Source organism: Mesorhizobium sp. M0184 (assembly GCF_040322215.1).
GTDB lineage: Bacteria > Pseudomonadota > Alphaproteobacteria > Rhizobiales > Rhizobiaceae > Mesorhizobium.
Genome location: NZ_JAMYSZ010000002.1, coordinates 277,780 through 303,617, shown reverse-complemented (window position 1 = coordinate 303,617; position 25,838 = coordinate 277,780). Strand labels below are relative to the sequence as shown.

Annotated in this window: 26 protein-coding genes, 1 tRNA gene and 3 pseudogenes; 18 read left to right on the top strand and 12 right to left on the bottom strand. The window is 62.1% G+C overall.

Annotated features, from left to right (window positions below; genetic code table 11):
* Positions 1-65: 65 nt before the first annotated feature.
* Positions 66-1,286, bottom strand: coding sequence for a mandelate racemase/muconate lactonizing enzyme family protein (locus NKJ23_RS04535; protein ID WP_352678548.1), 1,221 nt, complete (start codon positions 1,284-1,286; stop codon positions 66-68).
* Between the two features lie 119 nt (positions 1,287-1,405).
* On the opposite strand from NKJ23_RS04535, the gene NKJ23_RS04530 reads away from it, so the two are divergent.
* Genes NKJ23_RS04530 through NKJ23_RS04515 form a run of 4 tightly spaced genes read left to right on the top strand, consistent with a single transcriptional unit; the run spans position 1,406 to position 5,341 of the window.
* On the top strand, positions 1,406-2,200 hold the full coding sequence (locus NKJ23_RS04530) for an SDR family NAD(P)-dependent oxidoreductase (protein WP_352678546.1): 795 nt from the start codon (positions 1,406-1,408) through the stop codon (positions 2,198-2,200).
* A gap of 4 nt (positions 2,201-2,204) precedes the next feature.
* On the top strand, positions 2,205-3,053 hold the full coding sequence (locus NKJ23_RS04525; protein ID WP_352678543.1) for a transketolase: 849 nt from the start codon (positions 2,205-2,207) through the stop codon (positions 3,051-3,053).
* Complete coding sequence (locus NKJ23_RS04520; protein ID WP_352678541.1) at positions 3,050-4,039, top strand: transketolase family protein; 990 nt, start codon at positions 3,050-3,052, stop codon at positions 4,037-4,039. The genes NKJ23_RS04525 and NKJ23_RS04520 overlap by 4 nt, the downstream gene beginning before the upstream one ends.
* 9 nt (positions 4,040-4,048) lie before the next feature.
* On the top strand, positions 4,049-5,341 hold the full coding sequence (locus NKJ23_RS04515; protein ID WP_352678538.1) for a mandelate racemase/muconate lactonizing enzyme family protein: 1,293 nt from the start codon (positions 4,049-4,051) through the stop codon (positions 5,339-5,341).
* On the opposite strand, the gene NKJ23_RS04510 is transcribed toward NKJ23_RS04515, so the two are convergent.
* A complete protein-coding gene (locus NKJ23_RS04510) occupies positions 5,227-6,258 on the bottom strand; it encodes a LacI family DNA-binding transcriptional regulator (RefSeq protein ID WP_352678535.1) in 1,032 nt (343 codons plus the stop codon). The two genes, NKJ23_RS04515 and NKJ23_RS04510, sit on opposite strands and share 115 nt — an antisense overlap.
* A gap of 243 nt (positions 6,259-6,501) precedes the next feature.
* On the opposite strand from NKJ23_RS04510, the gene NKJ23_RS04505 reads away from it, so the two are divergent.
* The 4 genes from NKJ23_RS04505 to NKJ23_RS04490 are packed head-to-tail and all read left to right on the top strand — an operon-like array spanning position 6,502 to position 10,914.
* Positions 6,502-7,512 carry an ABC transporter permease gene (locus NKJ23_RS04505; RefSeq protein ID WP_352678532.1) on the top strand — a complete coding sequence of 337 codons (1,011 nt, stop codon included), beginning with the start codon at positions 6,502-6,504 and terminating at the stop codon, positions 7,510-7,512.
* 53 nt (positions 7,513-7,565) lie between these two features.
* A complete protein-coding gene (locus NKJ23_RS04500; protein ID WP_352678530.1) occupies positions 7,566-8,540 on the top strand; it encodes a sugar ABC transporter substrate-binding protein in 975 nt (324 codons plus the stop codon).
* 53 nt (positions 8,541-8,593) lie between these two features.
* The gene (locus tag NKJ23_RS04495; protein WP_352539250.1) at positions 8,594-10,156 is read left to right on the top strand and encodes a sugar ABC transporter ATP-binding protein; all 1,563 of its coding nucleotides are present in this window, start codon (positions 8,594-8,596) and stop codon (positions 10,154-10,156) included.
* Entirely contained in the window at positions 10,153-10,914 is a 762-nt protein-coding gene (locus tag NKJ23_RS04490; RefSeq protein ID WP_352678527.1) for an SDR family NAD(P)-dependent oxidoreductase, read from the top strand. The genes NKJ23_RS04495 and NKJ23_RS04490 overlap by 4 nt, the downstream gene beginning before the upstream one ends.
* Here the strand turns inward: NKJ23_RS04490 and NKJ23_RS04485 are convergent.
* The 5 genes and pseudogenes from NKJ23_RS04485 to NKJ23_RS04465 all read right to left on the bottom strand — a co-directional run.
* Entirely contained in the window at positions 10,911-11,810 is a 900-nt protein-coding gene (locus tag NKJ23_RS04485) for an aldose 1-epimerase (RefSeq protein ID WP_352678525.1), read from the bottom strand. The two genes, NKJ23_RS04490 and NKJ23_RS04485, sit on opposite strands and share 4 nt — an antisense overlap.
* Positions 11,794-12,378 carry an SDR family oxidoreductase gene (locus tag NKJ23_RS04480; RefSeq protein ID WP_352678523.1) on the bottom strand — a complete coding sequence of 195 codons (585 nt, stop codon included), beginning with the start codon at positions 12,376-12,378 and terminating at the stop codon, positions 11,794-11,796. The genes NKJ23_RS04485 and NKJ23_RS04480 overlap by 17 nt, the downstream gene beginning before the upstream one ends.
* 8 nt (positions 12,379-12,386) lie before the next feature.
* Complete coding sequence (locus NKJ23_RS04475; protein ID WP_352678521.1) at positions 12,387-13,166, bottom strand: SDR family NAD(P)-dependent oxidoreductase; 780 nt, start codon at positions 13,164-13,166, stop codon at positions 12,387-12,389.
* 163 nt (positions 13,167-13,329) lie between these two features.
* Positions 13,330-13,536 carry a hypothetical protein gene (locus NKJ23_RS04470; RefSeq protein ID WP_352678518.1) on the bottom strand — a complete coding sequence of 69 codons (207 nt, stop codon included), beginning with the start codon at positions 13,534-13,536 and terminating at the stop codon, positions 13,330-13,332.
* Between the two features lie 289 nt (positions 13,537-13,825).
* A pseudogene (locus NKJ23_RS04465) lies at positions 13,826-13,927 on the bottom strand (putative quinol monooxygenase); the annotation flags it as partial.
* Here NKJ23_RS04465 and NKJ23_RS04460 point away from each other — a divergent pair.
* A pseudogene (locus NKJ23_RS04460) lies at positions 13,927-14,166 on the top strand (DUF1259 domain-containing protein); the annotation flags it as partial. The pseudogenes NKJ23_RS04465 and NKJ23_RS04460 overlap by 1 nt on opposite strands.
* Before the next feature lie 217 nt (positions 14,167-14,383).
* Complete coding sequence (locus NKJ23_RS04455; RefSeq protein ID WP_352678721.1) at positions 14,384-15,151, top strand: sulfite exporter TauE/SafE family protein; 768 nt, start codon at positions 14,384-14,386, stop codon at positions 15,149-15,151.
* Between the two features lie 29 nt (positions 15,152-15,180).
* Here NKJ23_RS04455 and NKJ23_RS04450 read toward each other — a convergent pair.
* From NKJ23_RS04450 to NKJ23_RS04435, 4 genes and pseudogenes are all read right to left on the bottom strand, one after another.
* A pseudogene (locus NKJ23_RS04450) lies at positions 15,181-15,616 on the bottom strand (YqaA family protein).
* A 24-nt stretch (positions 15,617-15,640) separates the two neighbouring features.
* Positions 15,641-16,975 carry a cation diffusion facilitator family transporter gene (locus NKJ23_RS04445; RefSeq protein ID WP_502900264.1) on the bottom strand — a complete coding sequence of 445 codons (1,335 nt, stop codon included), beginning with the start codon at positions 16,973-16,975 and terminating at the stop codon, positions 15,641-15,643.
* 11 nt (positions 16,976-16,986) lie between these two features.
* Positions 16,987-17,268, bottom strand: a complete 282-nt coding sequence (locus tag NKJ23_RS04440) for a metal-sensing transcriptional repressor (protein WP_352678512.1) — start codon at positions 17,266-17,268, stop codon at positions 16,987-16,989.
* 71 nt (positions 17,269-17,339) lie between these two features.
* Positions 17,340-18,410 carry an NAD/NADP octopine/nopaline dehydrogenase family protein gene (locus NKJ23_RS04435; protein ID WP_352678510.1) on the bottom strand — a complete coding sequence of 357 codons (1,071 nt, stop codon included), beginning with the start codon at positions 18,408-18,410 and terminating at the stop codon, positions 17,340-17,342.
* Positions 18,411-18,727: 317 nt separating this feature from the next.
* On the opposite strand from NKJ23_RS04435, the gene NKJ23_RS04430 reads away from it, so the two are divergent.
* From NKJ23_RS04430 to NKJ23_RS04395, 8 genes are all read left to right on the top strand, one after another.
* A complete protein-coding gene (locus NKJ23_RS04430; RefSeq protein WP_352678507.1) occupies positions 18,728-19,699 on the top strand; it encodes a LysR family transcriptional regulator in 972 nt (323 codons plus the stop codon).
* Positions 19,696-21,165, top strand: a complete 1,470-nt coding sequence (locus NKJ23_RS04425; RefSeq protein WP_352678504.1) for an NAD(P)-binding domain-containing protein — start codon at positions 19,696-19,698, stop codon at positions 21,163-21,165. Before NKJ23_RS04430 ends, NKJ23_RS04425 begins: the two co-directional genes overlap by 4 nt.
* The gene (locus tag NKJ23_RS04420) at positions 21,162-21,644 is read left to right on the top strand and encodes a CMD domain-containing protein (protein ID WP_352678501.1); all 483 of its coding nucleotides are present in this window, start codon (positions 21,162-21,164) and stop codon (positions 21,642-21,644) included. Before NKJ23_RS04425 ends, NKJ23_RS04420 begins: the two co-directional genes overlap by 4 nt.
* Positions 21,641-22,207, top strand: coding sequence for a peroxidase-related enzyme (locus NKJ23_RS04415; protein ID WP_023679365.1), 567 nt, complete (start codon positions 21,641-21,643; stop codon positions 22,205-22,207). Before NKJ23_RS04420 ends, NKJ23_RS04415 begins: the two co-directional genes overlap by 4 nt.
* A gap of 168 nt (positions 22,208-22,375) precedes the next feature.
* Positions 22,376-23,116 (top strand): amino acid ABC transporter ATP-binding protein, encoded by a 741-nt coding sequence (locus NKJ23_RS04410; protein ID WP_023762690.1) that lies wholly within the window; start codon positions 22,376-22,378, stop codon positions 23,114-23,116.
* 16 nt (positions 23,117-23,132) lie between these two features.
* A complete protein-coding gene (locus NKJ23_RS04405) occupies positions 23,133-23,960 on the top strand; it encodes a transporter substrate-binding domain-containing protein (RefSeq protein WP_352678499.1) in 828 nt (275 codons plus the stop codon).
* A 67-nt stretch (positions 23,961-24,027) separates the two neighbouring features.
* Positions 24,028-24,744, top strand: coding sequence for an amino acid ABC transporter permease (locus NKJ23_RS04400; protein WP_352678496.1), 717 nt, complete (start codon positions 24,028-24,030; stop codon positions 24,742-24,744).
* Between the two features lie 20 nt (positions 24,745-24,764).
* Positions 24,765-25,457: an amino acid ABC transporter permease gene (locus tag NKJ23_RS04395; RefSeq protein ID WP_352678493.1), complete on the top strand. Its 693-nt coding sequence runs from the start codon at positions 24,765-24,767 to the stop codon at positions 25,455-25,457.
* Between the two features lie 193 nt (positions 25,458-25,650).
* Here NKJ23_RS04395 and NKJ23_RS04390 read toward each other — a convergent pair.
* Positions 25,651-25,732 (bottom strand) — tRNA-Leu (locus NKJ23_RS04390).
* Positions 25,733-25,838: the final 106 nt, after the last annotated feature.

The window sequence follows — 25,838 nt, the reverse complement described above, 5'->3', positions numbered from 1 at the left end:
CGCTTCGGTGCATCATAGATTATAATAGCATAATGTCTACCGGTACTAACAGAGCCGCACGGGGGCTAGATTTTGGTGATCCGCACCGTGGCGTCGGGACGCTCGAACAGCTCCGGCCGCAAGCTGAGACCGAGCCCCGGCCCTTCGAGGGGCGTGACGTGACCGTCCTCGACCGATGGAATGTCGGCGACAATCTCGGTGTACCAGCCGGTGAAATAGGCGCGCACGGCTTCCTGGTAGTTGACATTCGGCAAGGTCGCCGACAGGGCGCAACTGGCGGCATAGACGATCGGCCCGGTACAGTCGTGCAAGGTGACCGGCAGTTCGCTGGCTTCGGCCATGTTGGCTATCTTGCGAGCCTCGGACAGACCACCGCACCAGGCGAGGTCGATCATGATCACCGAAGCAGCGCGCTTGTCGATCAGTTGCTTGAACATCTGCCGCGAGGCGAGCCGCTCGCTGGCGGCGATCGGGATCGAGGTATGGCGGGCAAGCTCGGCCATGGCGTCGAGCTCGTTGTAGCGGATAGGCTCCTCCAGCCAAGCGACGTCGTAGGCTTTCAGCGCCTCGGCGATGCGCAGCACCGGGGGCAAGGTCCACAGGCCGTGCAGCTCGACCATGATCTCCATGTCGCGGCCGACGGCCTCGCGGATTTTCTGGAAGGGCTCCAATGCCTTGTCGAGATCGGGGAGCGAAATGCGGGTGCCGTTCGACGCCTCGGCGGCGATGTCGAAGGGCCATATCTTCATCGCGCCGATGCCTTCGGATTTCAGGCTCCTGGCAAGATCGCCGGCATTGTAGCGCCAGGCGAGCAGGTCCTCATAAGGACCTCCGTTCGAATCGCCAGCCTTGAGCGACCAGTCCTCGCCGCGCTCGAACAGGGCGTTCCTCTTTGTGGCGCGGACATGTTTGTAGCCGGCGCAAGTGTTGTAGATCGGCACGGTCTCGTGGGTGCGCCCGCCAAGCAGCCGCCAGACCGGCTCGCCGAGCGCCTGACCATGAATATCCCACAACGCGACGTTGACGGCGGAATTGCCGCGCACCTCGGCGCCAGAATCACGCGCGCCGACATAGACGCTGCCCAGCGTGCGGTCGTGCAACTCGATGTCGCGCGGGTCCTTGCCCAGGAGATAGGAGGCGACATTGTCGTGGATGTAGGCGGCGACCGGCCCCGGCGCCCAGAAGGTCTCGCCGGTGCCGATGAGGCCGGCATCGGTGTGGACGCGCAGCCAGAACAGGAAGGGGAATTCCGCCAGCTGCAGCGTTTCGAGCGCGACGACTTTCATTGTGTTCTCCCCATTGCAGTGGACCATGCGGTCGACAGGACAATAGCACATCGCCGTTGACAGCCATTTATGGTACCGGTATCAATCCCGTCAAGATCGGCCACCGGGAGAATGTTCGCTTGCCAGCCGAAAATCAGAATACGACGCCACGAAGGGCGCTCATCACCGGTGCCGCCGGCGGCCTCGGCCGCGAGGTGGCGGTCCAGCTGGCGCGGCGCGGCTGTGTCGTCGCGGTCACCGACATCAATGGCGAGGGGCTGGCCGAGACCGTCAGGCGGATCAGCGAAACCGGCACGGAAAGCGAAGGCATCGTCAGCGACTTCACCGGGGAAGGCGCGCCGGAAGCGGCAGTCGAAAAGGTGGTCGCGCGCTGGGGCGGCATCGACATCCTGGTCAACAATGCCGGCTATGGCGTGATCGAACCGTTCCTTGATGCTACCTACAAGGCCTGGACGCGCACGCTGGCGCTCAATGTCACGGCACTTGCCATGGCCTGCAAGGCCGCCGGGCGGGTGATGCGCGAGCAGCGTTCGGGGCGCATCATCAACATCACCTCGCCCGGCTCGCGCATGGCGCTTCCCGACTATACCGCCTACACGGCGAGCAAGGCCGGCGTCGATTCCATCACCCGCGCCGCCGCGGTGGCGCTGGCGTCCTATGGCGTGCTCGTCAACAGCCTGGCGCCGGGCATGATGGACACCGAGATGCAGCGGTCGACCGAGGTCGACCTCGCCCGCGTCAATGGCCGCGACGACCTGCAAGCCTTCCTCGACGAGCGCACCCGACGTATCCCGCTCGGCCGACGCGCCGAGATTTCCGAAGTCGCCGAGGCCGTCGTCTGGCTCTGCCTCGATTCGCCCAAATACATGACCGCTGAGCGCCTCAACATGTCGGGCGGGCTCGACAAGGACTGACCTTATGCTGCGAAATTCCCCACCCGGCAGTGCCGATATTGGCGCGCTCGAACGCAAGGCGACACGGCTGCGCCGGCACATGCTGACCATGGCGCGCGGACAGGGCCAAGGCTATATCGGCCAGGGCCTCGGCATCGCCGATGTGCTGGCCGCGCTCTACTTCCACGAACTGCGCTACGATCCGCAGAATCTGGTATGGCCCGATCGCGACCGCTTCCTGCTGTCTACCGGACACTATTCCATCGCACTGTGGGCGGCGCTGGCGGAGGCCGGCATCTTCCCGGTCGAGGAACTCACCACCTACGGCGCCGACAATAGCCGGCTGGAAATGTCGACGCTCGACACCACGCCCGGCGTCGAGGTCATCGGCGGTTCGCTCGGCCATGGTCTGGGACAAGGCGTCGGCCAGGCGCTGGGCTTGCGCGTCGACAAATCCGACGCGCGCGTCTTCGTCGAGTTGTCCGATGGCGAAATGCAGGAAGGCTCGACCTGGGAAGCGGCGATGTCGGCCAGCCATTTCAGGCTCGACGGGCTGGTGGCGCTGATAGACTGCAACGGCATACAGGCCGATGGGCCGGTGGTGCTCGACATGGAACCGGTCGCCGACAAATGGCGCGCCTTCGGCTGGCAGACATCGGAGATTGACGGCAACAACATGAAGGCGGTGGTCGGTGCGCTGGCCGGCGCACGCGACCGCAACGGCAAGCCGAAGGCGATCGTGCTGCGCACATTGCCGGGCAAGGGCGTGCCGCGCATTGAGACCAGCGAGAAATCGCATTTCTTCCGCATAGACGTGACGCAGTGGGACGGCATCATCGCCGAGTTCGAAAAGACCATGGGAGCAGCCCAATGAGCAGCACGGCGATTGAGGCCGGACGCACGCTGGCCATGGGCCAGGACGAAGCGGTCGGCGGTGGCCAACGGAGCGTGGAGGCACCGTTCGGCAAGGCTTTGGCGCGGCTTGGCCACAGCCGCCCCGACATTGTCGGGCTGACCGCCGACCTCGGCAAATACACCGACATCCTGCCGTTCCGCGATGCCTTTCCGGAACGTTTTTTCAATGTCGGCATGGCCGAGCAGAATCTCGTCGCCGTCGCCGCCGGGCTGGCACGCATCGGCAAGGTGCCTTTCGCCACCACCTATGGTGTGTTCGCGACCCGGCGCGCCTATGATTTCGTCGCCATCGCGCTCGCCCACTCCAGCCTCGACGTCAAGATCGTCGCCGGACTGCCGGGATTGACCACCGGCTATGGCGGCACGCATCAGGCGATTGAGGACCTGGCGCTGATGCGCATGATCCCCGGCCTGACCATCATCGACCCCTGCGATGCGACCGAGATCGAGGCTGCGACCGACGCGATCGCCGAGCATCGTGGTCCGGTTTATATGCGGCTGCTGCGTGGCAACGTGCCGGTGGTATTTGAAGCTGGCTATCGCTTCGAAATAGGCAGGGCGCGACAGCTTCGCGAAGGCTCGGATGTCGGCATCATCTCGACCGGCTTGATGACCGAGCGGGCGCTGGACGCGGCGGAAGGCTTGCGCAAACAAGGCATCTCCGTCGGAGTGTTGCACGTGCCGACGATAAAACCGTTCGACGCCGAGGCGGTGGCCGAATTTTCGACCGGCTTCAACCATATCGTCACGGCGGAAAACCATGTTGTTGTCGGCGGCTTGGCGAGCCTTGTGGTCGAGACCTTGTTCGATGCCAGCATCGCGAAGAAGGTAACGCGCATCGGCCTGCCCGACCGCTATATCGAATGCGGCGCGGTGCCTGCCTTGCAAGCGAAGTACGGCCTGACGACCGAGGCCGTCATCGCAACGATCGCCGCCCTGAATTAGGACTGCCGCATGAAGATCACAGAGATCGAGACCTTTGCCGTCGGCACGGGCTGGAAGAACTGGCTGTTCGTCAAAGTGCATACCGACAAAGGCATCCACGGGATTGGCGAAGGCACGCTGAACGGCTTCATCAAGACCACCGAAGCAGGGGTGCACGAGCTCAAGCATCTCGCCATCGGCCAGGACCCGCGCCGCATCAATGTGCTGGCCAAGCGCTTGCTGGACAGCGTTTCGCTCGATGGCGGCCATATCCACCGCACGGTGATCGCGGCGATCGAGGTCGCCTGTTGGGATATCCTGGGCAAGAGCCTCTGCGTGCCGATCCACCAGTTGCTCGGCGGCCAGGTGCGCGACAGCGTGCTTGGCTACGCCAATGGCTGGTACCGCACCGAACGCACGCCGGAAGCCTTCCTCGAGGCCGCCAAAGCGGTTTTGGCCAAGGGTTTTAAGGCATTCAAGCTCGACCCGTTCGGTACCGCGCAAGGGTTTATTTCGCGCGAGGAACTGGACCTCTCCTACGCTATCTGCCGGATGCTGCGCGACAGCTTGCCCACGGACACGCTGATCCTGATCGACGTGCATGCCCGCTTCACCGAGATCGCGGCGCTTCAGGCAGCCCAGAAATTTTCCGATCTCGATATTTACTGGTGGGAGGAGCCGACCTCGCGCGACCGGCAGGAGACCGTGCACGAAGTGGCGCACCGCTCGCCGATCCCGGTTGCGACCGGCGAGATGTACGACACGGTCGGCCAGTTCTACACGCTGGCCGCCGGCGGCGTCAACATCTTCCAGCCTGAGCCGATGTCGCTCGGCGGCATCGGGCCGTCGATGCAGGTGGCCAATCTGGCGCTCGCGCATGGCAGCCATATCGCGCCGCACCAGAGCGGTGGACCGGTGGCTACGGCGGTGTGCCTGCAGCTCGCGGCAGCGGTGCCGAATTTCCTTATCCAGGAGCATTTCGACGCCTTCAACGACCCGTGGACACGCGACCTGGTGACCTGGCATCCAACCGTCAATCCCCACAATGGCCACCTGTCGTTGCCGGACGCGCCGGGGCTCGGCATCGATCTCAACATCGATGCGATCAAGGATCATCCCTACGATCCCGATGCCTATCTCAACGTCCACGCCGAAGGCTGGGAAAAGCGCCTCGGACGACGTGAGAGACCGGCAGGAAGAAAACCTGATCAGGCGCTCTCGCGGTCGACGATCTCGAAGCCGAGGCTGGTGATGGTCGGCACCTTGGTGTCGCCGCCGAGCCTTGCCAGCAATTGCCGCACGGCGCGCCGGCCCATCTCGTAGCGGTCGACCTTTACCGTGGTCAGCGGCGGATAGAGCTGCGCGGCCAGATCCATGTCGCCATAGCCGGCAATCGCAATCCTGCCCGGCACCGCCCAGCGCCGGCGGTGGCACTCCTGCACGGCGCCGACGGCCAGCGTGTCGCTGGAGAAGAAGATGGCATCGATATCCCTGTGGCGGGAGGTCAGCGTCACCAGCGCCTCGGCGCCCCCCTGCGCGGTGATCGGCACCTCGACCTCCATGTCGGCATGGTTCTTGATGCCGAGTTCGGTGAGCGCGGCATGGTAGCCGGTGCGGCGCTGCCGCAGACGGTCATTGCCGTGGATCGGCGTCGAGACGAAGCCGATGCGCTTGTAGCCCTTGGCGGCCAGATGCATGGTCATGGCGTAGGCGGTCTCGAAGTTGGAGACGCCGACCACCATGTCGATCGGCTTGCGGCCCTTGATTTCGGAAATCTCGACGATCGGCGCACCGCTGCTCTTCAGAAGCGCGCGCGCCGCCTCGCTTTGCACGAAGCTCTGCAGGATCATGCCGACCGGGCGCCAGCCAAGCAGGTTGCGGATCGATTTCTCCTCGGCCTCCTGCGTGAATTCGCCTTGCACCAGAAGCATCGAGTAGCCGCTCTCATGGCATTCGTCCGACATGCCTTGCACCTGTTCGGCAATGCCCGAATTGATCAGCGGCGGCACCACCGTGCCGATCATGCGGCCATTGCCGCGCATGCTGGAGGCCAGCCGGTTGGGCACGAAGCCGGCCTGCTCGATGGCCTCAAGCACTTTCGCGCGCGTCTCGGGCGAGACCATGTCGGGATTGGACAGCGCCCGCGATACCGTCATCGGCGCGACACCAACGCGCTTGGCAATCTCGCGGACACCAAGGCGCTGCCGCTTCTTCTCGCCCGCCGGCGGCTCGTCGACCATCACCATGCTCCAAGAGAGCGCGATCCGTCAGCAATGTCCCGCGGATCGCGGCGTAAACGCCCATTCATAGCGGTTGGCGCGAATGCATTCCAGCGATGGAGCTGGCTATGCACCGCCAGGAAATTCGCCGTTGACAAGTTATAATATTATAATCTTAATGGCGAAGAGGAGTGCGCCAGGATCGGCACAGGTGAATGGAGCCGGCCGCAAGAGCCGGCGACAGGCGCCGCCAGGGAGGTCAGGATGAACAGCGCGGCTGAGGTGAGCGCGCCGCTCCGGGACGCGCGATCGTTCCGGCGGCGACTGATCGGCTTGATTGCCGTCGGCGAAGTCGGCGTACTGGCGGCCATGGCGTTGCTGATCGCCTTCTTCTGGCTGCTCGAACCGGCCTTCCTGTCGGAGCGCAACATCCGCGCCATTCTCAACGTCGTCTCCTTTGTCGGCATCATCGCCATCGGCCAGACCATCCTGCTGGTCGCCGGCGAATTCGACCTGTCGGTCGGCTCGGTGGCCGGGTTGTCCGCCGTGGTCGCCGCCAAGCTGATGACCGCGGCCGCCCTGCCGGTGACCGTCGGCGTTCTCGGCGGCGTTGCCGTCGGTGCCCTGATCGGCCTGCTGAATGGCCTGATCGTCGTCAGGGTCGGCATCCCCGCCTTCATCCAGACGCTCGGCATGCTGTTCATCGGCCAGGGCCTGATCCAGGTGGTGACGGGCGGTTATCCCGTCTATCCGCTGCCCGAGGCGATCAACACGATCGGCGGCACCGATCTCGCCTTTGGGCTGGGCTGGAGCTTTGCCTTCTTCATCGTCGCCGCCATCCTTGCCGACTTCGTGCTGCGGCGCACCGTTCTCGGGCGCAACATGTATGCCACCGGCGGCAACAAGGAAGTGGCGCATCTCGTCGGCATCAACACCAGCGCCTACAAGATCGGCGCCTTCATCACCGTCGGCGCGCTGTCGGCGATCGCCGGCATGTTCGTCATGGCCGATCTCGGCAGCGGCGGCACTTCGATCGGCAGCGGCTGGGAACTGACGGTCATCGCCGGTGTCGTGGTCGGCGGCGTCAGCCTGTTCGGCGGCGCCGGCACGGTGGCCGGCGGCGTCGTCGGCATTCTCATGCTGAAAGTGGTGCAGAGCGGCCTCGTCGTCATCGGCGTCAACTCCAACTGGCAGCAGATCGCGGTCGGCGTGATCATGGTCATGGCTGTCGGCCTCGACATCGTGCGCCGCCGCTATTTCATCGCCGGCGCTTGAGAGGCCGTGGATATTGCACCGGCAAAATGCCGGCGAATCAAGGGAGGTACGACATGAAAATCCTTTTGAAAAATAGGCTGATCCGAGCCGCATTGGTAGCGGCGGCCGTTGCCACCTCGCTGGGCTCGGTGAGCTTGGCCCGAGCGGCGGACGTCCATCTGCTCTGGGTGCAGGCGATGAAAGATCATCCCGTGCACCGGCTGATGCAGGCGGGCTTCCTCAACAAGTGCAAGGAGCTTGGCTACACCTGCGAGGTCGTCGGCGACCCAAGCGCCACCAACTGGGATATTCCGGCGACGCTGCCGCTTGCCGAAGCCGCCCTCGCCCGCACCAGATACGATGCCATTGGCGTCTACGGTCCCGATCCGGCCATCTATTCCTACATCTCCAAGCTGGCCAAGGAGGGCTTCCCTATCGTCACCTGGCACGTGCTGCCGCCCGAAGGGACCGTAAACGGGCTGAAAGCGGCAACGGGCGAGAACATCGCCGAGGCCGGGACCAACGCCGCGATCGCCATCGGCGACAAGCTCGGCGGCAAGGGCACGGTGGCACTGACGCAAGGCGCCTCCAATGACACCGAAAACGCCATGTCGGATGCCTTCCGCAAGACCATCGCCGCGAAATATCCCGGCATCAAGGTGCTCGACACCCAGATGGAAGGCTTCGAACCCTCGGCGGCGGAAGCCAAGGCGGTGGCGATCCTGCAAGGCAATCCCGACGTGACCGCCGCCTTCGGCACCACCGGCAACAGCATCCAGACCTGGTCGGGGGCGGCCCGCAAGGCCGGGCGCGATGTCGTCATCATCGGCATGGATTATATCCGGCAGAACCTCGATCTGGTGAAATCGGGCGCCGCCTACGGCATCGTCGCGCAGCCGCTCTACGAAGAGAGCGCCAAGGTCGCCGAGCTGCTGGGCGATCTGGCCCAGGGCAAGACCGTGCCCTACAGCAATCCGCTGCCGGCCAAGGTGATCACATCAGCCGACCTCGCCCCCTATTACAAGATGCTGGACAGCGCCGGCCAGTAACAGCTCCCGCCGGGTCCGCTTGCGCGGGCCCGGTGCCTTTTGAGAGAATCGCCGTGTCCAACACCGCCCAAGCGCCTCTGTTCTCGGCCCACGCAATCGCCAAGAATTTTGGCGGCGTGCAAGCACTGCGTGGTGTCGACTTCGATGTGACATCGGGCGAAATCCATGCCCTGCTTGGGCAGAATGGAGCCGGCAAATCCACCCTGGTGAAAATCCTCAACGGCGTGCATCCGGCCGGCTCCTACACCGGCGCCATCCAACTTGACGGCCGGCCGGTCAGTTTCGCCTCGCCTGCCGATGCGCGGTCGAACGGCGTCGGCTATGTGCCGCAGGAAATCGAGGTGCTCGAGCAGCTTTCGGTCGCCGAGAACGTCTTTGCCGGCCGGACCGGTCTCAGTGACGGCATGCTCGTCCACCAGCGCCAGCTCGAGCAGCGCGCCGGCGCGATCTTTGCCGAGCTTGGCATCGACATCAATCCCCGGGCCTATGTCGCGTCGCTGACCTCGGCGCAGCGCCATCTGGTGATGATTGCGCGCGCCATCGTGCTGAAGCCGCGCGTGCTGATGCTGGACGAGCCGACGGCCTCGCTGTCGGGCACGGAAGTCGACGCGCTGTTCAGCGTACTGCGGCGCCTGAAGGCGCAAGGCGTGGCGATGATCTACATCACCCATCGCCTGCCCGAAGTGCTCGCCATCTGCGACCGCGCCACCGTGCTGCGCGACGGACAAGTGGCGGTACGCATCGCAAGGGAGGATTTCGATGCCGAGACCTTCATCTTCTCAATGTCGGGCCAAAGGCTGCATCGGCTGTTTCCCGAGCATGTTGCACCTGTCGGCGCGCCGACCGCGCTGGAGGTTCGCCGTCTCACTGTCGCCGGCCACAGCGGCGCTGTTCATGGTGCGAAGGATATCAACCTCTCGGTGGCCGCCGGCGAAATCGTTGGACTGGCGGGGCTGCTCGGTTCCGGCCGCAGCGAGATCCTGCACGGCATCTATGGCCGGGTGCCGGCCGAGGGCGAAATCCGTGTCGCTGATCAGCCTGTAGCGATCAAATCGCCAAGCAATGCCCGCGCCGCCGGCATCGCCTTGTTGACCGAGGATCGCAAGCGCGACGGCCTGCTGTTCAACCTGCCGGTCGGCGCCAACATCACCATCGGCAATCTCGCGCCCCTATCGCGGCATGGCATGGTGCGCGGCGGACTGGAACGCAGCTCGATCCTCGCCGCCATGCGCGCGCTCAACGTCAAGGCATCGTCGCCGCAGACCGCGGTCACCCATCTTTCGGGCGGCAACCAGCAGAAGCTGCTGTTTGCCCGCGTGCTGATGCGGGCGCCGAAAGTGCTGCTGCTCGACGAGCCGACCAAGGGCGTCGACGCGGCAACCCGGCACGAGATCTACCGGCTTGTGGTTGAGCTCGCCGAGAAAGGCGTGGCCTTGCTCATCGTCGCTTCCGAGCTTGAAGAACTGATCGGCCTTTGCGACCGCTGCCTCGTCGTTGCCGATGGCCGCATCGTCGACGAATTCGGCCGCGGCGAAGGCGGCGAAGACCGCGTGCTGCGCTCGGTGACGGCAGCGCAAGCGGAACGCCACGCGATAGCTTCACAGGTCTCTGCATGATCTTTGCCGGCAAACGCGTTTTCGTCACGGGGGCTGCGACCGGTATCGGCCGGGCGACAGCGGAGTACCTTGCCGCCGAAGGTGCCAAGGTCTTTGGCGCAGGGCTGGATGGCGAAGAGGGAAACGCGCTCGCCGATCGCTATACCGGAAGCCAGCTGATCTTTCACCAGAGCGACCTCACCCGCGAGGCCGAGGTGCAGGCGGCCGTGGCGGCAGCGACAGGGCGGTTTGGCGGTCTCGACGCGGTCGTCAACTGCGCCGGCATCTATCCGACCGGCAAGCGGCTTGAAAAGCTTTCCGACGAGGAGTGGGACAGGACCATCGCCGTCAATTTGACGGCCACCTTTCGCGTATGCCGCGCGACCTTGCCGCTGCTGCGCGCGGCCGGCGGCGGCTCGATCGTCAACATCGCCTCCGTGCATGCCGACGCAACGGTTCCCGGCGTGCCTGCCTATGCCGCGACAAAGGCGGCGGTCGTCGGCCTGTCGCGGCAGATGGCGCTTGACTATGCCGTCGACCGTATCCGCGTCAACGCCGTGCTGGTCGGTTCCGTCGCCACGAGGATGACGCTGGACGGGCTGGAAGCGGCCGGCGGTGCGGAAGCACTGGGCCTGTCCTTCGAGCCCAACAGGATCGCGCGCATCGCCAACCCTTCGGAGATCGCCACGGCAATAGGCTTCCTGATCTCCGATGCCGCGTCCTTCGTGACCGGCAGCGCCATGCAGGTGGATGGCGGCCTGCTCGCGCGGCTGCTCTAGGTGTTAACCGCAAAGGGCATGAACAAGACTGTGCCAGCAGCGTTCTCGCCGGGGGCAAGCACGATCACGCCTTCGTCCGGATCGTCCCATCTGCCCCGGTTGAATGCGCCGGAGGCGTTGGTTTGCGGCTCGACGCAGAAATACGGTTTTGTGGGATCGGCATAAAGCATCAGATGCTTGAAGACGGGATCCGCAGCGATCCGCAACCCGACGCCGCGTGACGGAAAGCGAAGGGTCGCTTCGCCGCTCCAGCCGCCATAGTCGTTGTTGCGCCAGCCGCCCGACAAGGGCCGGGTCTCGGCATAGTCGAGTTCGGGTGGAAGCGTGATCCGATCACCGGAAATGCTCTCCGGTCCTTCGAGATAGAAGTGCCTGGCCTTGAACTGCAGCGTCACGTCCGGGTTGCGATCGAACCAGGGATGCAGGCCAAAGCCGAACGGCATGTCGACCGGCCCAGTATTGGTCAGTGTCATGGTCACGCTAAGGCCCTCCTCGGAGACTACGAAAGCCTGCGTCGCGCGGTAGGAATAGGGCTCCGGTCCCGCGGCGATGTCCAGCGACAGCGTCGCGTCGATGGCGCCTGCCTTGGTGACAGTCCAGGCGTGTTGCCAGCCGCTGCCATGCACGTTGAATTTTTCCGGCGGATTGTTGGGCAGGACCTGCCAGCGTTTTGCTGCGAACTCGAAGGCGTTTCCGGTGATGCGGTTGGCGTAGGGCATCATCGGGAACATGGCGACGCCAAGCACATTGCCGGCGTCAAGATCCTCCTTCGAAAGCCGGCGCATGAGATCGATGCCGTGCCAGCGCAGCGAGCTGACGCTGCCGCCGATTTGCGGCACCAGGGCGACCTCAAGCGCTTCGGCCTTGAGCGTCAACCGATCAGAAATTACGCCCATAGCCTGCCATCCATCCACCATCGACACCCAGCATCTGGCCGGTCGCATAGGTGTTCAGTGGATCGCAGAAGAACAGCACGGCCGCAACTGCTTCCTCGATGCTGCCGGCGCGGCCGACCGGTGTGTGGCTGAGCATGGCCTTGTCGCCCGAAACCATGGTTTCATCCTCGACCGTGCCGACGCCGACGGCATTGACCAGCACCTTAGGGCCGAACTCCATGGCCAGCGTGCGCATGCCGGCAAGGATCGAGGCGTTCTCCATGGAAAAGCGCGGATGGCGGCGCATCGGCATGCCGGCGGTCACCGACAGCAGGAAGACGATGCGCCCGCTGCCGCGCTCGGTCATGGTCACGGCAGCCTTGCGCGCATCGGCGTAGTGAGACCGCGGATCGCGCGTCGCCGTTCCTGGCCACAACGCGCAGGAGATCAGCAAGATATCGGCGGCCCGTGCATGGGAACCCTCGACCAGATGGCCCCCATTGGCCTGCAACGCGGCAAGTGCGGCCTCGGCCACCGGATTGGTGTCGCCATCGAGTGCGTAAGCAGTGCCCTCGAGATCGATTTCCATGCCCGCACTCACATCATGTATCCTGCTGTCCAGCCGCCATCGACGGCCAGCACCTGGCCGTTGATATAACTGGCGGTGGGGGAAGCAAGGAACAGCACCGCTTCGGCGATCTCCTCCGGCCGGGCCGGCCGGCCAAGCGGCACATGGGCGAGGAACTCCTCGGTACGTCCGGCGAACTTGCCGTCCTCGCCATAGAACAGTTTGGCGGTGAGCGCTGTCATCACTGAACCCGGCGCGATCGCATTGGTCAGGATGCCCTTTTCGCCCAGTTCAATCGCCATCGAGCGCGTCAGGTGGATGATGCCGGCCTTGGCGGCGACGAACGGGCTCTGCAGGCGCATCGCCGCCAAGCCGACCACCGAGGCGATGTTGACGATGCGGCCGCCTCTGCCGGCGGCAAGCATCGGCACAAGCGCCGCGCGGCTCATGATGTAGAGGCCGTCGAGATCGATGCCGGTGATGCGATCCCATTCCTCGACTGGAAATTCATCGATGGTGACGCGGTGCGCCAGTGTGTTGACGCCGGCATTGTTGACGAGAATGTCGAGGCGGCCGTAGCGCGCCATGGTGGCGGCGATCGCGTCGTCCACCGAGGCGGGATCGCGGATGTCGACGGCACAGGCCATCGCGCTGCTCAGGGTTGCCGCTACGCGCTCGGCGCCTTCCATGTCGATATCGGCGACAACGATTGCAGCATCATTGTCGGACAGCCGTTTGGCGATAGCGCTGCCGATCGCTCCCGCTGCACCAGTGACCAGCGCTGTCTTACCTCTCAAATCGCATCGCATGCGTCATTCCCCACCTTCGATCAGAATTATGCTATTATAATGCTATAGGCTTCACAACAGAGCAGATTCGAACCGGAAGGAACGTCACAAACGCATCGCATAACATTGCCTGAGGTGCACGAGGCAGGCAGGGTCGGCTTCGCCAATAGCGGGCGCCCGTCCGTCAACCCCCGCAGGAATAGACAGCCGCTTCATCGAAAGGACAGCACGCCTCCATGTCAGGCGTGAGCTTCAGACCGAGCCTTGGCGCATTTGGGCGGATCAGACGGCCGTTCTCAATGTGTCCCTGGTCGCCGATCATCTCGGCGCCGAGCGGAAAGTTCAGCATCGGACATTCGACCAGCTTTCCGCGCCGCGGCGTAGGCAGCATGATAGCTGGCCATGACCGCTGCGGCACCGCCACAGGCATGAACCACCACGTCGGTGCCCTTGGCCTTGGCCGCCTCGAATACGTCCATCACCGCTGAAATGCCGGGCATCACCGAGGCGTCGGGCGAGATAGCGGCAGTATGTAAGGTTATCGCAGTTGATCTACCTGCCTGAAGACCACCAGACATCCAGGGCCTCCATCATCATCGGCATGCCGCCACAAGTGAAGATGGATCGGCGATTTCGATGTGGTGGCTATGACGTTCTCGCCATCGAGAGGCATAACCTCGTTAGCCGGCAATTTTCGTCACGCGATGCAGGGCGAAATCGGCGAAATAGTCACCGACGCCTCTCGCCTGGAAGCGCTGCATCGTAGCGCCGTCCATATGGGCAATCGACAGGTGGCGGCAAGGCGGCGATCACGGGTGATTTTGTGCTGACAGCAAAGGAGGTCAATCCGGTTATCAAAGCCATGCAGGACAACGGCATCGAGATCACCGCGTTGCATAGCCACATGCTCGATGAGCAACCGCGGCTCTTCTTCATGCATTTCTGGGCGTACGACGATGCGCAGAAGCTGGCGAAAGGACTGCGCGCAGCCCTCGACAAGGTCGCCGTCAAAAAGAGCTAGATTGGGCGTCCGCGCGCGCGTCCAACGGCGGAGTTCGGCCGACTCGGAGCGATCGTCGGCCTTCTTCCCGCCGCCTCGGGAATGGTTCTCTGGCACGGCGTCTCTCCGCCACCAGCATTCCGCCGGAGATCGCCTTTCCATCGCACACGAGCGGCGGGCCGGGCTTTTGCGAACCGATGCGTTCGGAACGATCGAAGGCCCGCTTCGTTCTGATCGGATGGACTGGGTTAGACTCGGCCTCCTGGCTTTGGCGGGGTTCCTCACCTGGACGCTGAACACCCTCTCGGCCGGAGGCGGAGGCCTATTGCTGATCCCCGCCGTGACTTTCATCACAGGGAGCGCCGCAGTTGCGCCGGTCATCACCTTGACCGAGCTCATCGGCAATCCCATCCGCGCCCTGGCCTTTCGGCGCGACATCGATTGGAGCCTGGTCCGTTGGTATCTGCCGGGCGCCATCGCCGGTGCCGCGGCGGGCTCCTGGCTCTTCGCCAACAGTCGGGCGGAATGGCTCCAGATACTCATAGGGATCTATCTGATCAGTGCAGTCTGGGAATTTCGCGGCGGGGCGCGCGAGCGGAGCTACCGAGTCCGCCGCTGGTGGTTCCTCCCGGCCGGCCTGATCGTCGCGCTGTTGTCGGCGCTGATGGGCACGGTGGGACCCGTCCTGAATTCGCTCTATCTGAACTACGGTTCGGAGAAGGAGACGTTGGTCGCCACGAAATCGGTGAACTCGTTTGTGACCGATGTCGTCAAGATCGCGGTATTCACCGGACTTGGCGCGCTCGGGGGTCAGGCCGCCATGTACGGCGCAGCCGCGGGTTTGGGCGCTGCGCTTGCCAATCTGCTGGCCAAGCGCTGGCTCGAACGCCTAAGTGGACGACAGTTCCGCGGCCTTGTGGTCGCGCTCATGGCAGTCAGTGGAGCGCTGATGATCTGGAACCAGCACAGCTTCGTTGTGCAGGCCTGGCGGGCGGCCGGGCCCTAACCCGCTCAGGTTGGAGAAGCTTCGCCGGGTCAGATCACGCTCAGCGTCACGGCGGCAAGAACAAGATAACGGCCGACCTTGGCGGCAGTGACCAGCAAAAGGAAAACCCGAAAAGGCTCGCGCAGGACGCCCGCGACGACGGTTAGCGGATCACCGACAACCGGCAGCCAACTCAGCAGGAGCGACCACTTTCCGTAGCGGCGATACCACACTTGCGCGCGCTCCAGTTGCGCTTGGTTCATCGGAAACCACCCGTTGGCCCCGAAAGCGCTCGATGCCTCGCCCGAGCAGCCAGTTGATCACCGATCCAAGCACGTTGCCGACGCTCGCGACGGCGATGAGCAGCCAGGGCGAATAATCCGCAAGCAACAGCCCGACCAGCACTGCTTCCGATTGCATCGGCAGGATCGTGGCGGCGAGCAAGGCCGCCAGGAACAGACCAGCATAGGCCGCGAGATCGGTCATTGAACCGCATATCCGCCAGTCGACCTAATGATGGTGACCTTCGGGTTCGACCATCGTGAACGGCAGCACCTGTTCGCGATCTTTCGCGGTCAGCACCAGACTTGCCTGGAACTCATGCGGCTCGGCCGGAGCCACCGTACTCTCAAGCCGATGATGGTTGTCGGCGACGGCTTCGAGGCGAAGCGTCTCTGGCCCGTTGGGACGGTCGATGATCACCGTCGCTGTCAAATCATCGGTGTGCCGTTCTATGGTCAGCCGCATCCGCTCGCCGGCCGCCGTGTCGACGATTTCCAACGTCCCTTCAGCCAGACCGCAGGCGACTTTGAAGGGCTCCGGCGCATGATGGTGAGCATGAGAGGTTTCCGCGCCAGTGACGGCCGACCCCGCCGGGCTCACCAGGCAGACATTGGCTTCCGCCAACGCCGGCAAGTGGGCGAACAGCTCCTCCTTGAGGGCTTCGGTTACGCCCAGCACGTCCTCGGCCGTCGCCGCATGCGGAACACTGATGGCGACGTCGGCATGCAGGCGATGTCCGATCCAGCGTGCCTGCACGCCTTCAATGCGCCCGATGCCCGACACGTGTTCGGCGGCATGATGGATTTCGTCGATGACGCCGGGCTCGACTCCGTCGAGCATGCGCGTCAACACGGCTTTCGACGACTGCCAGACGATGGCGAAAATCGCCACGGTGATCAGCAGCCCGATGATCGGATCGGCAAGCGGAAACCCCAGCCAGACGCCGATAGCGCCCAGCACGACCGCCAGACTGGTAAAGCCGTCGGTGCGGGCATGGTAGCCGTCCGCGATCAGCGCAGCGCTGCTGATCTCTCGCCCGACGCGGATACGAAATACGGCGACCGCTTCATTGCCGATGAAGCCTATGAGGCCGGCGATGGCGACCCAGCCAAGAAATGCGATGGGCCGCGGATTGATCAGCCTGTCGATCGCTTCATAGCCAGCGACGATGGCGCTGAACAGGATGATGAGAACGATGACGATCCCAGCCAGATCCTCGACCCGGCCCAGCCCGTAGGTGAACGTCTTGCTCGGTTTGCGGCGGGCCAGCACGAACGCGATCCACAGCGGAATGGCAGTGACCGCGTCGCCGACATTGTGGATCGTGTCGGCCAGCAACGCCACGCTGCCGGAGAGGAACACGACCACAAGCTGGAGCGCTGCCGTGATGGCCAGAACGACGAATGACCATTTAATCGCCCAGATGCCGCGTGTCGTCGTGGCGATCGTCGGATCGATGACGCCATGGGTGTGGCCATGGCCGCCATCACCGTGATCATGTCCGTGCCCCCCCATGCCATGCGTCATCGGGCCAAACCCAAACCAATCGCGAACTTTGTCCATCACGGCGCTTTTCACAGGTACTTGGTGATGTCCTTGAACTCGTCGATCGAGCGGCGCTGCTCGCGCGCCAGCGGCCCGACGACGTCTTCAAGGCAATGGTTGAGATGATCCTGGATCAGGGTCTTCTTGGCTTGCGAAATGGCCTTCTCGACAGCATGAAGCTGCTGGGCGAGGTCGAGGCAGGGCCGGCCCGCCTCGATCATTTCGATGACGCCCTTGAGATGTCCATCGGCTCGTTTCAGGCGCTTGACGATATCGGGATGGGTTTCGTGGATATGGGGTTGTTCGCTCATGCGCGGACACTATCCTCCTGGAGGGGATGCGACAAGCCTCAGAAGGGCCTCGATCGCAGCCCTTTGTCTCGTCAAAATCCTTTACGGCAAAGGTTTTCAATATCCGCTTTTGCCAGTCCTTCGATGCCGAGTGCTGGAAGGATATTATTGTCTCTCTTGAGATCGCGACCATAGGCTGCCGAGAATATCGCAATTCCAGCCTCATGGAGGATCGCTGGGTTTCCGCTGATCTTCCCCAAGAGTACCGTCGGCAGCAGCCCGAAAGGAACGTCCTCCAGAACATAGCGGCTTTCGATAGTTGACGGGCCCAAGCCGCCGCGGCCTTGGCGATCCATCTCCTGGTTCATTTCCGAAACGGTGCCCATCGGGACGTGAAACGATAATGAAAAATGCTCCTGGACGGTGCGCACGGCCGCACCGAAATGACCGGCGATCGCCAATCGTTCGGCGTCCAGGGCCTCGATAAAACGTCCGACAGCTGGCGTGACGTTTCCAGCCTGGCTCCACTGCTCTCCCTTCTCCATGCGGGTGAGATTAAGAAGAGCGATCCCGAGATGGTTCTGCGGATTGAGGTTGCTGAGCGCGATAGCAAGCAAACCGTCGCGCTTGACGAAACGATCTCCAAACAGGGTCGTGCAAAGTCGGAACCCTTGGTCCATCGCGTCGAACGGGAGCGTCGCAACATCGACCTTCTGGCGAACACTGGCAACGTGGACTTCTGTTGGTCCGGACTGACGGCCGGTCACCAACGTTGTGCCCCAGACGACGATCGGCAGGCGAACCTTGAGTTCCGCCAATTGCCTGGAGAGATACAGCGCTCCGAAGGAACTGTGAGAGCTGATGATTACCGGCATTCCCTCCCTCAGATAAGGAGCGGCAGCATCCATCACTTTCTTGTGCCCATTAGCCGGCAGCGCGATCATCACAACGTCTGCAGTGGCAATAGCCTCTTTACAATCCTTGGCGATACGCACCGACACCGTTGCCTCGATAGCGCCCGTGGCCGTTAGCGATTCGCCGGTGGCCAGTGCCTTGGTGCGCTCTCCCGACGGCGACCAAAGCATTGGATCGTGCCCCGCCTCCGCCAGGCAGGCAGCAAGGCCGTAAGCAATTGCGCCGGCCCCCAGAATACTCACCCGCATAGGATTTCTCCTGTTCCAGTCTTTGCGTAACGCAGCGCGGCGAACGCCATTGCATGCACGGCCAGCAGGCAGGCACAACTCGATTGAAACCTATCGCTTCCTTGAGCCTGGCTACCCATGAATCGCTCCACGGGGTTCAGCTGGAAAGCGTTCGAGCCACATGGCCGAGACGGCCGACGACGCTCTGTGGGCTTGCGAATTATTCCGACCTACGGCGAATCACCGAGGCGTCTCCGGCCATATTTGATTTCCGCCTTGACATATATCAAATCTGCATGAGACGATCTTACTCATACACAACGCGCATGTAGGCGTAAATGGAAACACGAGATCTCCAGGCCTTTCTTGCCGTTGCCGCCAACGGCAGCATCACCAAGGCTGCCGAGATGCTCGGGTGCTCCCAGCCTTCGGTGACACGCACCATTCAGGAGCTCGAGGCAGAGCTTGGCTTCGAATTGCTGCACCGGGTCGGTCGACGGGTGCAGCTGTCTGAAGAAGGTGCCGCCTTCGAGGAGGAAGCGCGGCGACTGCTGATGTCCTTCACCGAGCTTGCCGCGCGGGCCAAGATGATTGCCGCCGGCAGAGGGCGGATCCTGCAGATTGTTACCACTTCCGCGATCGGTACTGGCTTGATCCCGACGGCCATGGCCGAGCTCAAAGGTGTCGAACTTCCGCACGAGACGCATCTGGGGCAGTTTCTCCCCTCGATCGTCGCCCAGGAGGTGCGGAGCGGACGTGCCGAGATCGGGTTTTCAAGCTTGCCGCTCGATACGCCTGGTCTGGATGTCCTGCGGCTTTATTCAGCGCCTGATGTTGCTGCCGTGCGGGAGGACGATCCGCTGGCTGAACTTGACGTGATACCGCTTTCCGCTTTTGCCGGTCGCCGCGTCGCCACACTGCTCAACCCCCTACGTTTCCAGTTGCATGTCTCAAAGGCCTTGGCGGCCAGGGGCATCGACACAGGGCCAGTGATCCGGACGAATACTGCATATGGCGCGTTACAGATCGTGCGTCAGACTGGTGCGGCGGCCGTCATCGATCCCCTCACCGCTTATGGCGTCGCCCTGCCCGATGTCGTCATCCGCCCGATCGACGCAACCGTTCTCTTTTATTGGGGCGTTATGGCTGCCGAAAAACGTCCGCTTCGTCCAGTCGCGCAGGCGTTGATGGATGCGGTCGAGGCGGTGGCTGAACGGTCGATCGTCGGCTTCAAGAAACTCGATCCGGCCCTGGCTGGCCAATTGGTGACCGATCCTGCATCCGGCACAAATTACGGAACGGGAATATGAAGCATACCCCCGCCGCGCCAACGTCGACAGGTCTTGCTGCGCTCGAAGCACAGCTCGCGCAGGATCTCGAGTTTCTCGAACTGCCCGCCAAGCCATGGGTTCCTGCGCGTTCGCACGATGGCGTGCCGGTCCGTGATGTCGTTGTCATCGGCGCCGGCATGTGCGGACTTGCTGCCACGGCAAAGCTGATACTGACCGGGATAAGCAATGTCGTGGCCTATGATGCGGCTCCGGCGGGGCTCGAAGGACCATGGGTGACCTTTGCCCGCATGCAAACGCTTCGGTCGCCAAAAACCCTGCACGGTCCGTCGCTCGGCCTGCCGCAATTGACGTTCCGGGCCTGGTTCACGGCGCAATGGGGCGTTGAGGCCTGGCGGTCGCTGGACAAAATCCCTAAGGGCCAGTGGATGGACTACCTGGTCTGGTACCGCAAGGTTCTCGGTCTGCCGGTGCGCAACAGCGTGCGCATGACCGGACTGGCAGCCGTGGGAGATCTGATTGCGATCGATATAGAGGGCGCGGAAACCGGCCAGGTCCTCACCCGTCGTCTCGTTCTGGCCACCGGTCGGTCCGGTTTGGGCGGTTTTGCCGTGCCCGATTTCCTCAGCGGCGTCGATCGCGCCTATTGGGCCCATTCTGCCGACGACATCGACTTCGACACGCTGAAAGGCAAGCGTGTCGCTGTCATCGGCGCTGGTGCCTCTTCCATGGACAATGCCGCAACGGCACTCGAGGCGGGAGCCGGCTCTGTTGACATGTTGATCCGGCGCAAGGAAATGCCGCGCATCAACAAGCTGACCGGCATTGGCAGCCCGGGTGTTGTACTCGGCATGCATCACTTGCCCGACGCCTGGAAGTGGAAATTCTTCGATTATACCGCCTCGACCCAGACACCGCCGCCGCGTTCATCGACACTCCGCGTGTCTCGCCACTCGAATGCTCGGTTCCTTCTCGACTGCGGCATAGCTGCAGTGAAGGAGGAGACAGGGACCCTGCTGGTGGAAACCACGCAGGGGCCGTTGCGCTACGACTTTCTGATCGCGGCAACCGGCTTTTCAAACGACTTCAGCGGCCGCCCGGAATTTGCGGCGATCGCCCCACATATCCGCACCTGGTCGGATGGCCGATATAGGCCGGATATGGGGCCGGCTCGTGCAGGCATGTCGGACGCGCCGGATCTCGGTCCGGCCTTCGAGTTTCACGAACGCGTCCCCGGCTCCTGCCCGATGCTGGCGCATATTCACTGCTTCAACGACGCCGCCATGCTGACCCATGGCAAGGTCTCCGGCGATATCCCGGCCGTCAGCGCCGGGGCTGACCGTCTGGTCCGCGGCATTGCCGCATCGCTGTTTGCCGAGGATGTCGAAACCCACTTCGCCAATCTGATCGCCTACGATACGCCCGAACTTCTGGGCGACGAATGGGTCGATTCAACACCCTTGCTGCAGAAGGAGGCCGCGTTGTGATCGACGCGATGGACAAGGCTGCCGGCCTTTCACCGGATGATACCCTTTTCGCCGTAAGGCGGTTTCGGCCCGAATTCGTGCAGGGGGCGGAAGAATGTCGCCTATCGGTGCTGCAGCCGGCAAACCATCAGGGGCTGGCGCCGAATTTGCGTGTTGCTCTTGCCCGTCGCATGGCCGCCCTGAACGCCGATCCGGCCCTGGTGGCCGAATATGATGTGCAGCTGGCTCAGCTTGGTCCGACCGAGCAGCTTCTGGCCTTGGCCCACGGCCAAACGGATTTGATTGAACCCCTGGCGACCATCGTCCGTCATGTTGACCTGATCACCCTGACGCCGAAAAAGGCGGAAGCGAGCCATATCACTCTCCTGGAGAAGGCTGGATTGAACAATCCTCAGATAGTCGCGCTCTCCGAGCTGATCGCCTTCATCAACTTCCAGACACGGGTGGCGACCGGCTTGCGCCTGATGAGGTCGGCATGATTTCCTCGGTGCGCCTGAAGCCGCTGAACTGGCAGCCATACATCGCGCCGGTCGAGCTATCCGAGGCCACGCCGGAACAGCTCAATGCGATGAAGGTTACACCCTCCGCCAAGAAAGTTTCGGAATATGTACGGACCCTTGTGCATGATCCGGAAAGCTATCTTGCCCGCACCATCTTGTTCAACGCGATCATGTACGTCGAGGGTGGGCTCGCCCGTCCCGATCGCGAGCTTGGCGCCTTGGGCGCCTCGATGGTCAATGGTTGCAAATTCTGTGCCGTTGTTCACGCCCGCCGACATGCGGAGTTGACCAAGAGCGACGATGTGGTCACCGCGCTGTACCTCGACGAACCCGAAAAGCTTGGGCCGCGCGATGCGGCAATCTACAGCTTTGCCCGCCGGCTGTCGGCGGCGCCTTCGGAAGCGACCGCAGACGATATCGCCACGCTGCGATCCGTCGGCATGAATGATGCCGAGATCATCGACCTTATCCACGCCATCTCGATCTTCGGCTGGGCAAACCGGCTGATGCACGTTCTCGGCCATGCGGAGACCGGGAAATGACATTGCGTATCATCACCACGCCCAGGCGTCTCCAATCAGAGCCAGCTGAACTGGTGGCTCATTAGGATAAGAGGGAACCAATGCAGATGAGTTCTTGGCTGCTCCGCAATCATCCAACTGTTCTGGCTGTTTGTCCCTCCTCTAGGAAATGAAGGACACCAATCAGAAATGCTCGAACTCAAAGACATAAGACTGTCCTATGGAACCACCCAGGTCCTGAACGGCGTCAATCTTTCGGTGAAACGCGGAGATGTGGTGTCGATCATCGGCCCTAGCGGCACCGGTAAGACCACGCTGCTGAAGTGCATCAACTACCTGGCCAGGCCCTCATCCGGGACCATCGCGTTCGATCAGATCCAGATGGACTATCAGCGAGCCGACAAGAATGCTGTCCAGGCGATCCGATTGCGGACAGCAATGGTCTTCCAGCAGTTCAACGTCTTCAAGAACATGACGGTCATTCAGAACGTCATGGATCCGCTCGTCGTGGTGCAGCGCAAATCCAAGGAAGAGGCTCAGGAAATCGCGCTCAGAGAGCTCGACCGGGTCGGCCTCTCCTCCAAGCGAGACAGCTATCCATCCCAGCTCTCGGGCGGCCAGTTGCAGCGTACAGGCATCGCACGTGCGCTGGCGGTTCGGCCGGATGTGATGCTCTTCGACGAGCCGACGTCATCGCTGGATCCTGAACTTGTTGGCGAAGTTCTGAAGGTGATTAGAGACGTCACGTCGTCTGGCATCACTTCGCTCCTTGTGACCCACGAGATGCAATTTGCAAAAAGCATCTCTAACCGCATCGTTTTCATGGATCGGGGCGTCGTTGCCGCCGATGGCAGCCCGGCTGAGATCTTCGATTCACCGTCCAGCCCAAGGCTTGCCCAGTTTCTCAGTTCTGAACACTCACTCCAATAAGAAGGGAACATAACAAATGTCTGCAATCAAATTCAGTTCTTCCCGTCGCCTCGCTCTAGCAGTAGCGGGCGGCATGGCAATCGCCCTCGTATGGGCGGGGTCCAGCTTTGGTGAGGGCGTCCGCACGATCAAGATCGCAACGTCGGCAGAATCCAAGCCGCTGGCGTGGGGGGCGATCGGCGTCGAACCACAAGGATATGAACCCGAACTCCTCAAAGCGATCAACGCAAAGCTGCCGCAGTACAAATTCGAAATGGAAGGTGTCTCGGACATCGCGCAGGAAACCGGCCTTGCCACCGGGAAGTACGACATCGCGGTCGGCGGCTACTACAAGTCGCCCGAGCGTGCCAAGCAGTTCATCATTCCGGAAAACCCGATGGGGGCCAGTCTGATGAAAATCTACAGCAAGAAAAACAGCGGCATCAAGGAAATGAAAGACCTGGTCGGCAAGAGGATCGTTCCGACCACGGCCGGCGGTGGAACCTACAAGTTCATTATGAATTGGCAGAAAGAGAACCCGCAATACAAACTTGACGTTACGGCATCGAGCGCCGGCATCCCTTATCCGAACCGCCTGGACGAAGTTCAGAACGGCAAGTTCGACGCATTGGTTCTACCGTCTAATCTCGGTGAACAGGCCGTCATCGACAACAAGAAGCTCGATATCGTCGCGTCCGATCCCGTTTACAGCAACAATACGTACATGCTGATTCACAAGTCGGATGAAAACAAGGTCCTGGCCGACGACGTCAACAAGGTGCTCAAGGAACTGAAGGACGACGGCACGATCGACAAGCTCTCGCAGAAGTGGTTCGGCGAGGACATCGTGAAATACATGAAATAACAGGACCGTCCTCACCGCATTTGGATAATCGGCGGCAAGGCTGAATTGCAAGAAGGAGTGTTTCAAAGTGGATGTTTCTGCTATGATTCCCGAGTTGCTCTCGGCATTGCCGCTGACGCTCGCCATCACGTTTACGGCCCTCATTGCTGGGTTCTGCCTAGCTCTCCTCGCGACAACTCTGCGGGTTCACAGGGTGCCAGTGATCAGCCACCTGGCGGACCTCTACGTATCGTATGCCCGCAGTGTTCCTGTCGTCCTCCAGTTGTTCGTCGCGTTCTACGGGCTTCCCTTGTTGGTGGTTCTGTTCGGCTCCGAAGATTTTTTCTCGCCGACGATCGCTGCGATCGTGGCATTGAGCTTTTACCACGGCGGCTACCTGTCGGAAGTCCTACGACCTGCATACCTGGCCGTCGATCGCGGCCAGCATGATGCGGCCGACAGTCTTGGATATACCTTCCGCCAGAAAATCACTCGCGTCGTCGGCCCGCAAGCAGTGCACTTTGCATTGCCCGGCTACGGGAACTCCGTGATCTACCTGATCCATAACGTCGCGCTGGTCATGTACATCGGGGCGGCGGACGTCATGGCGACTGCGCATTTGATCATGGAACGCGACTATAATCAGTACCAGTTCGAAACGTACCTCGTGCTGGCTGTCATCTATTCGGTGATGTGCCTGATTGCCTGGCTCATCGTGCGCTTCTTCGAGCTTCGCTCCCCCATGCAAGCACCAGAGGCAACGGCAAAAGCGCAGATCAAGAACGCGCTCATCGCGAGCGCCTGACGTAACGAGGGTATTCGATCATGTTTGATACCGACATTTTGCTCCAAGACTCGCAGGAAATTCTGGGCGCCGTACCCGTAACGCTTGCCATGGCGTTCACGATTTTCGTCCTGTCGACGATCGTCGGCAGCCTTTTTGCGCTCGTCGAATATAGGCGGATCCCGGTACTGAGGGAGCTTGTCGTGACCTATAAGGTCGTGTTCAAGGGCGTCCCGATGGTGATCGTTATTTTCCTCGCCTATTTCGGTCTTCCCCCGGCGCTCCAGTTTCTGTTTTCATTGGTCGGCATAGACTTCAACGCGCACGAAACGCCCAACTGGGTTATCCTTGTCATTGCGGTAACCGGCTGTGTCGCCGCGTTTCAGGCGGAGATCATCAAAGGAGCCCTCAACGCCTTTGACACCGGTCAGTCAGACGCGGCCTATTCGCTGGGCTATACGAAAGGCCAACTGTTTCGACGGGTGCTATTTCCCCAGGTGGCCCTAACGGCAATTCCCGACCTGACCACCTCGATGATGGTCATCATGAAGGCGCTTTCACTCGGATTTGCCATCGAGGTCGTCGATATATTCGCACAGTCCCAGCTGACCGCAGCGCTGAACTTCTACTACCTCGAAGCCTTCGTAATTGCCGTCGTGATCTACATGGTTATAGCCTATGTCGTCACACAGATCGCCGATCGGCTGGAGCAATCCCTCCGGGTGCGGACGTGAGGGCAATCATGTGGGACAGGATCGCCAAGCTTCGGATATCGAGCCGCACCTGGGAGGCAATTCTTTTGGGGATGAAAAGCTTGAGGCGAACCTCAAATAGCCGATGTAGGTACTGGTGATTTGACGCGATTCCGTGGATAGCGGTCCTCCGCCATCACCATCCCGCCCGACGACGCTACGATGTGCATGCTCGGACGGGTGGTCGGAATCGAACCGACACTCCTTTCGGAACTGGATTTTGAATCCAGCGCGTCTAGCAGTTTCACCACACCCGCAAGGTGCTATCTCATTGACCTCTTAACGCTCTCATACTGCACCTAGGTAGAAAGTGGCAGTTTGAGAATTAGGCGGCCGTCAACTCCTAACCTATTGAACTCTAAT

Coding starts and splice junctions, on each gene's coding strand:
- NKJ23_RS04535 (WP_352678548.1), bottom strand. CDS start 1,286: ATGAAAGTCGTCGCGCTCGAAACGCTGCAGCTGGCGGAATTCCCCTTC.
- NKJ23_RS04525 (WP_352678543.1), top strand. CDS start 2,205: ATGCTGCGAAATTCCCCACCCGGCAGTGCCGATATTGGCGCGCTCGAA.
- NKJ23_RS04520 (WP_352678541.1), top strand. CDS start 3,050: ATGAGCAGCACGGCGATTGAGGCCGGACGCACGCTGGCCATGGGCCAG.
- NKJ23_RS04515 (WP_352678538.1), top strand. CDS start 4,049: ATGAAGATCACAGAGATCGAGACCTTTGCCGTCGGCACGGGCTGGAAG.
- NKJ23_RS04510 (WP_352678535.1), bottom strand. CDS start 6,258: ATGGTCGACGAGCCGCCGGCGGGCGAGAAGAAGCGGCAGCGCCTTGGT.
- NKJ23_RS04505 (WP_352678532.1), top strand. CDS start 6,502: ATGAACAGCGCGGCTGAGGTGAGCGCGCCGCTCCGGGACGCGCGATCG.
- NKJ23_RS04500 (WP_352678530.1), top strand. CDS start 7,566: ATGAAAATCCTTTTGAAAAATAGGCTGATCCGAGCCGCATTGGTAGCG.
- NKJ23_RS04490 (WP_352678527.1), top strand. CDS start 10,153: ATGATCTTTGCCGGCAAACGCGTTTTCGTCACGGGGGCTGCGACCGGT.
- NKJ23_RS04485 (WP_352678525.1), bottom strand. CDS start 11,810: ATGGGCGTAATTTCTGATCGGTTGACGCTCAAGGCCGAAGCGCTTGAG.
- NKJ23_RS04480 (WP_352678523.1), bottom strand. CDS start 12,378: ATGGAAATCGATCTCGAGGGCACTGCTTACGCACTCGATGGCGACACC.
- NKJ23_RS04475 (WP_352678521.1), bottom strand. CDS start 13,166: ATGCGATGCGATTTGAGAGGTAAGACAGCGCTGGTCACTGGTGCAGCG.
- NKJ23_RS04470 (WP_352678518.1), bottom strand. CDS start 13,536: ATGCTGCCTACGCCGCGGCGCGGAAAGCTGGTCGAATGTCCGATGCTG.
- NKJ23_RS04455 (WP_352678721.1), top strand. CDS start 14,384: ATGGACTGGGTTAGACTCGGCCTCCTGGCTTTGGCGGGGTTCCTCACC.
- NKJ23_RS04445 (WP_502900264.1), bottom strand. CDS start 16,975: ATGGACAAAGTTCGCGATTGGTTTGGGTTTGGCCCGATGACGCATGGC.
- NKJ23_RS04440 (WP_352678512.1), bottom strand. CDS start 17,268: ATGAGCGAACAACCCCATATCCACGAAACCCATCCCGATATCGTCAAG.
- NKJ23_RS04435 (WP_352678510.1), bottom strand. CDS start 18,410: ATGCGGGTGAGTATTCTGGGGGCCGGCGCAATTGCTTACGGCCTTGCT.
- NKJ23_RS04430 (WP_352678507.1), top strand. CDS start 18,728: ATGGAAACACGAGATCTCCAGGCCTTTCTTGCCGTTGCCGCCAACGGC.
- NKJ23_RS04425 (WP_352678504.1), top strand. CDS start 19,696: ATGAAGCATACCCCCGCCGCGCCAACGTCGACAGGTCTTGCTGCGCTC.
- NKJ23_RS04415 (WP_023679365.1), top strand. CDS start 21,641: ATGATTTCCTCGGTGCGCCTGAAGCCGCTGAACTGGCAGCCATACATC.
- NKJ23_RS04410 (WP_023762690.1), top strand. CDS start 22,376: ATGCTCGAACTCAAAGACATAAGACTGTCCTATGGAACCACCCAGGTC.
- NKJ23_RS04405 (WP_352678499.1), top strand. CDS start 23,133: ATGTCTGCAATCAAATTCAGTTCTTCCCGTCGCCTCGCTCTAGCAGTA.
- NKJ23_RS04395 (WP_352678493.1), top strand. CDS start 24,765: ATGTTTGATACCGACATTTTGCTCCAAGACTCGCAGGAAATTCTGGGC.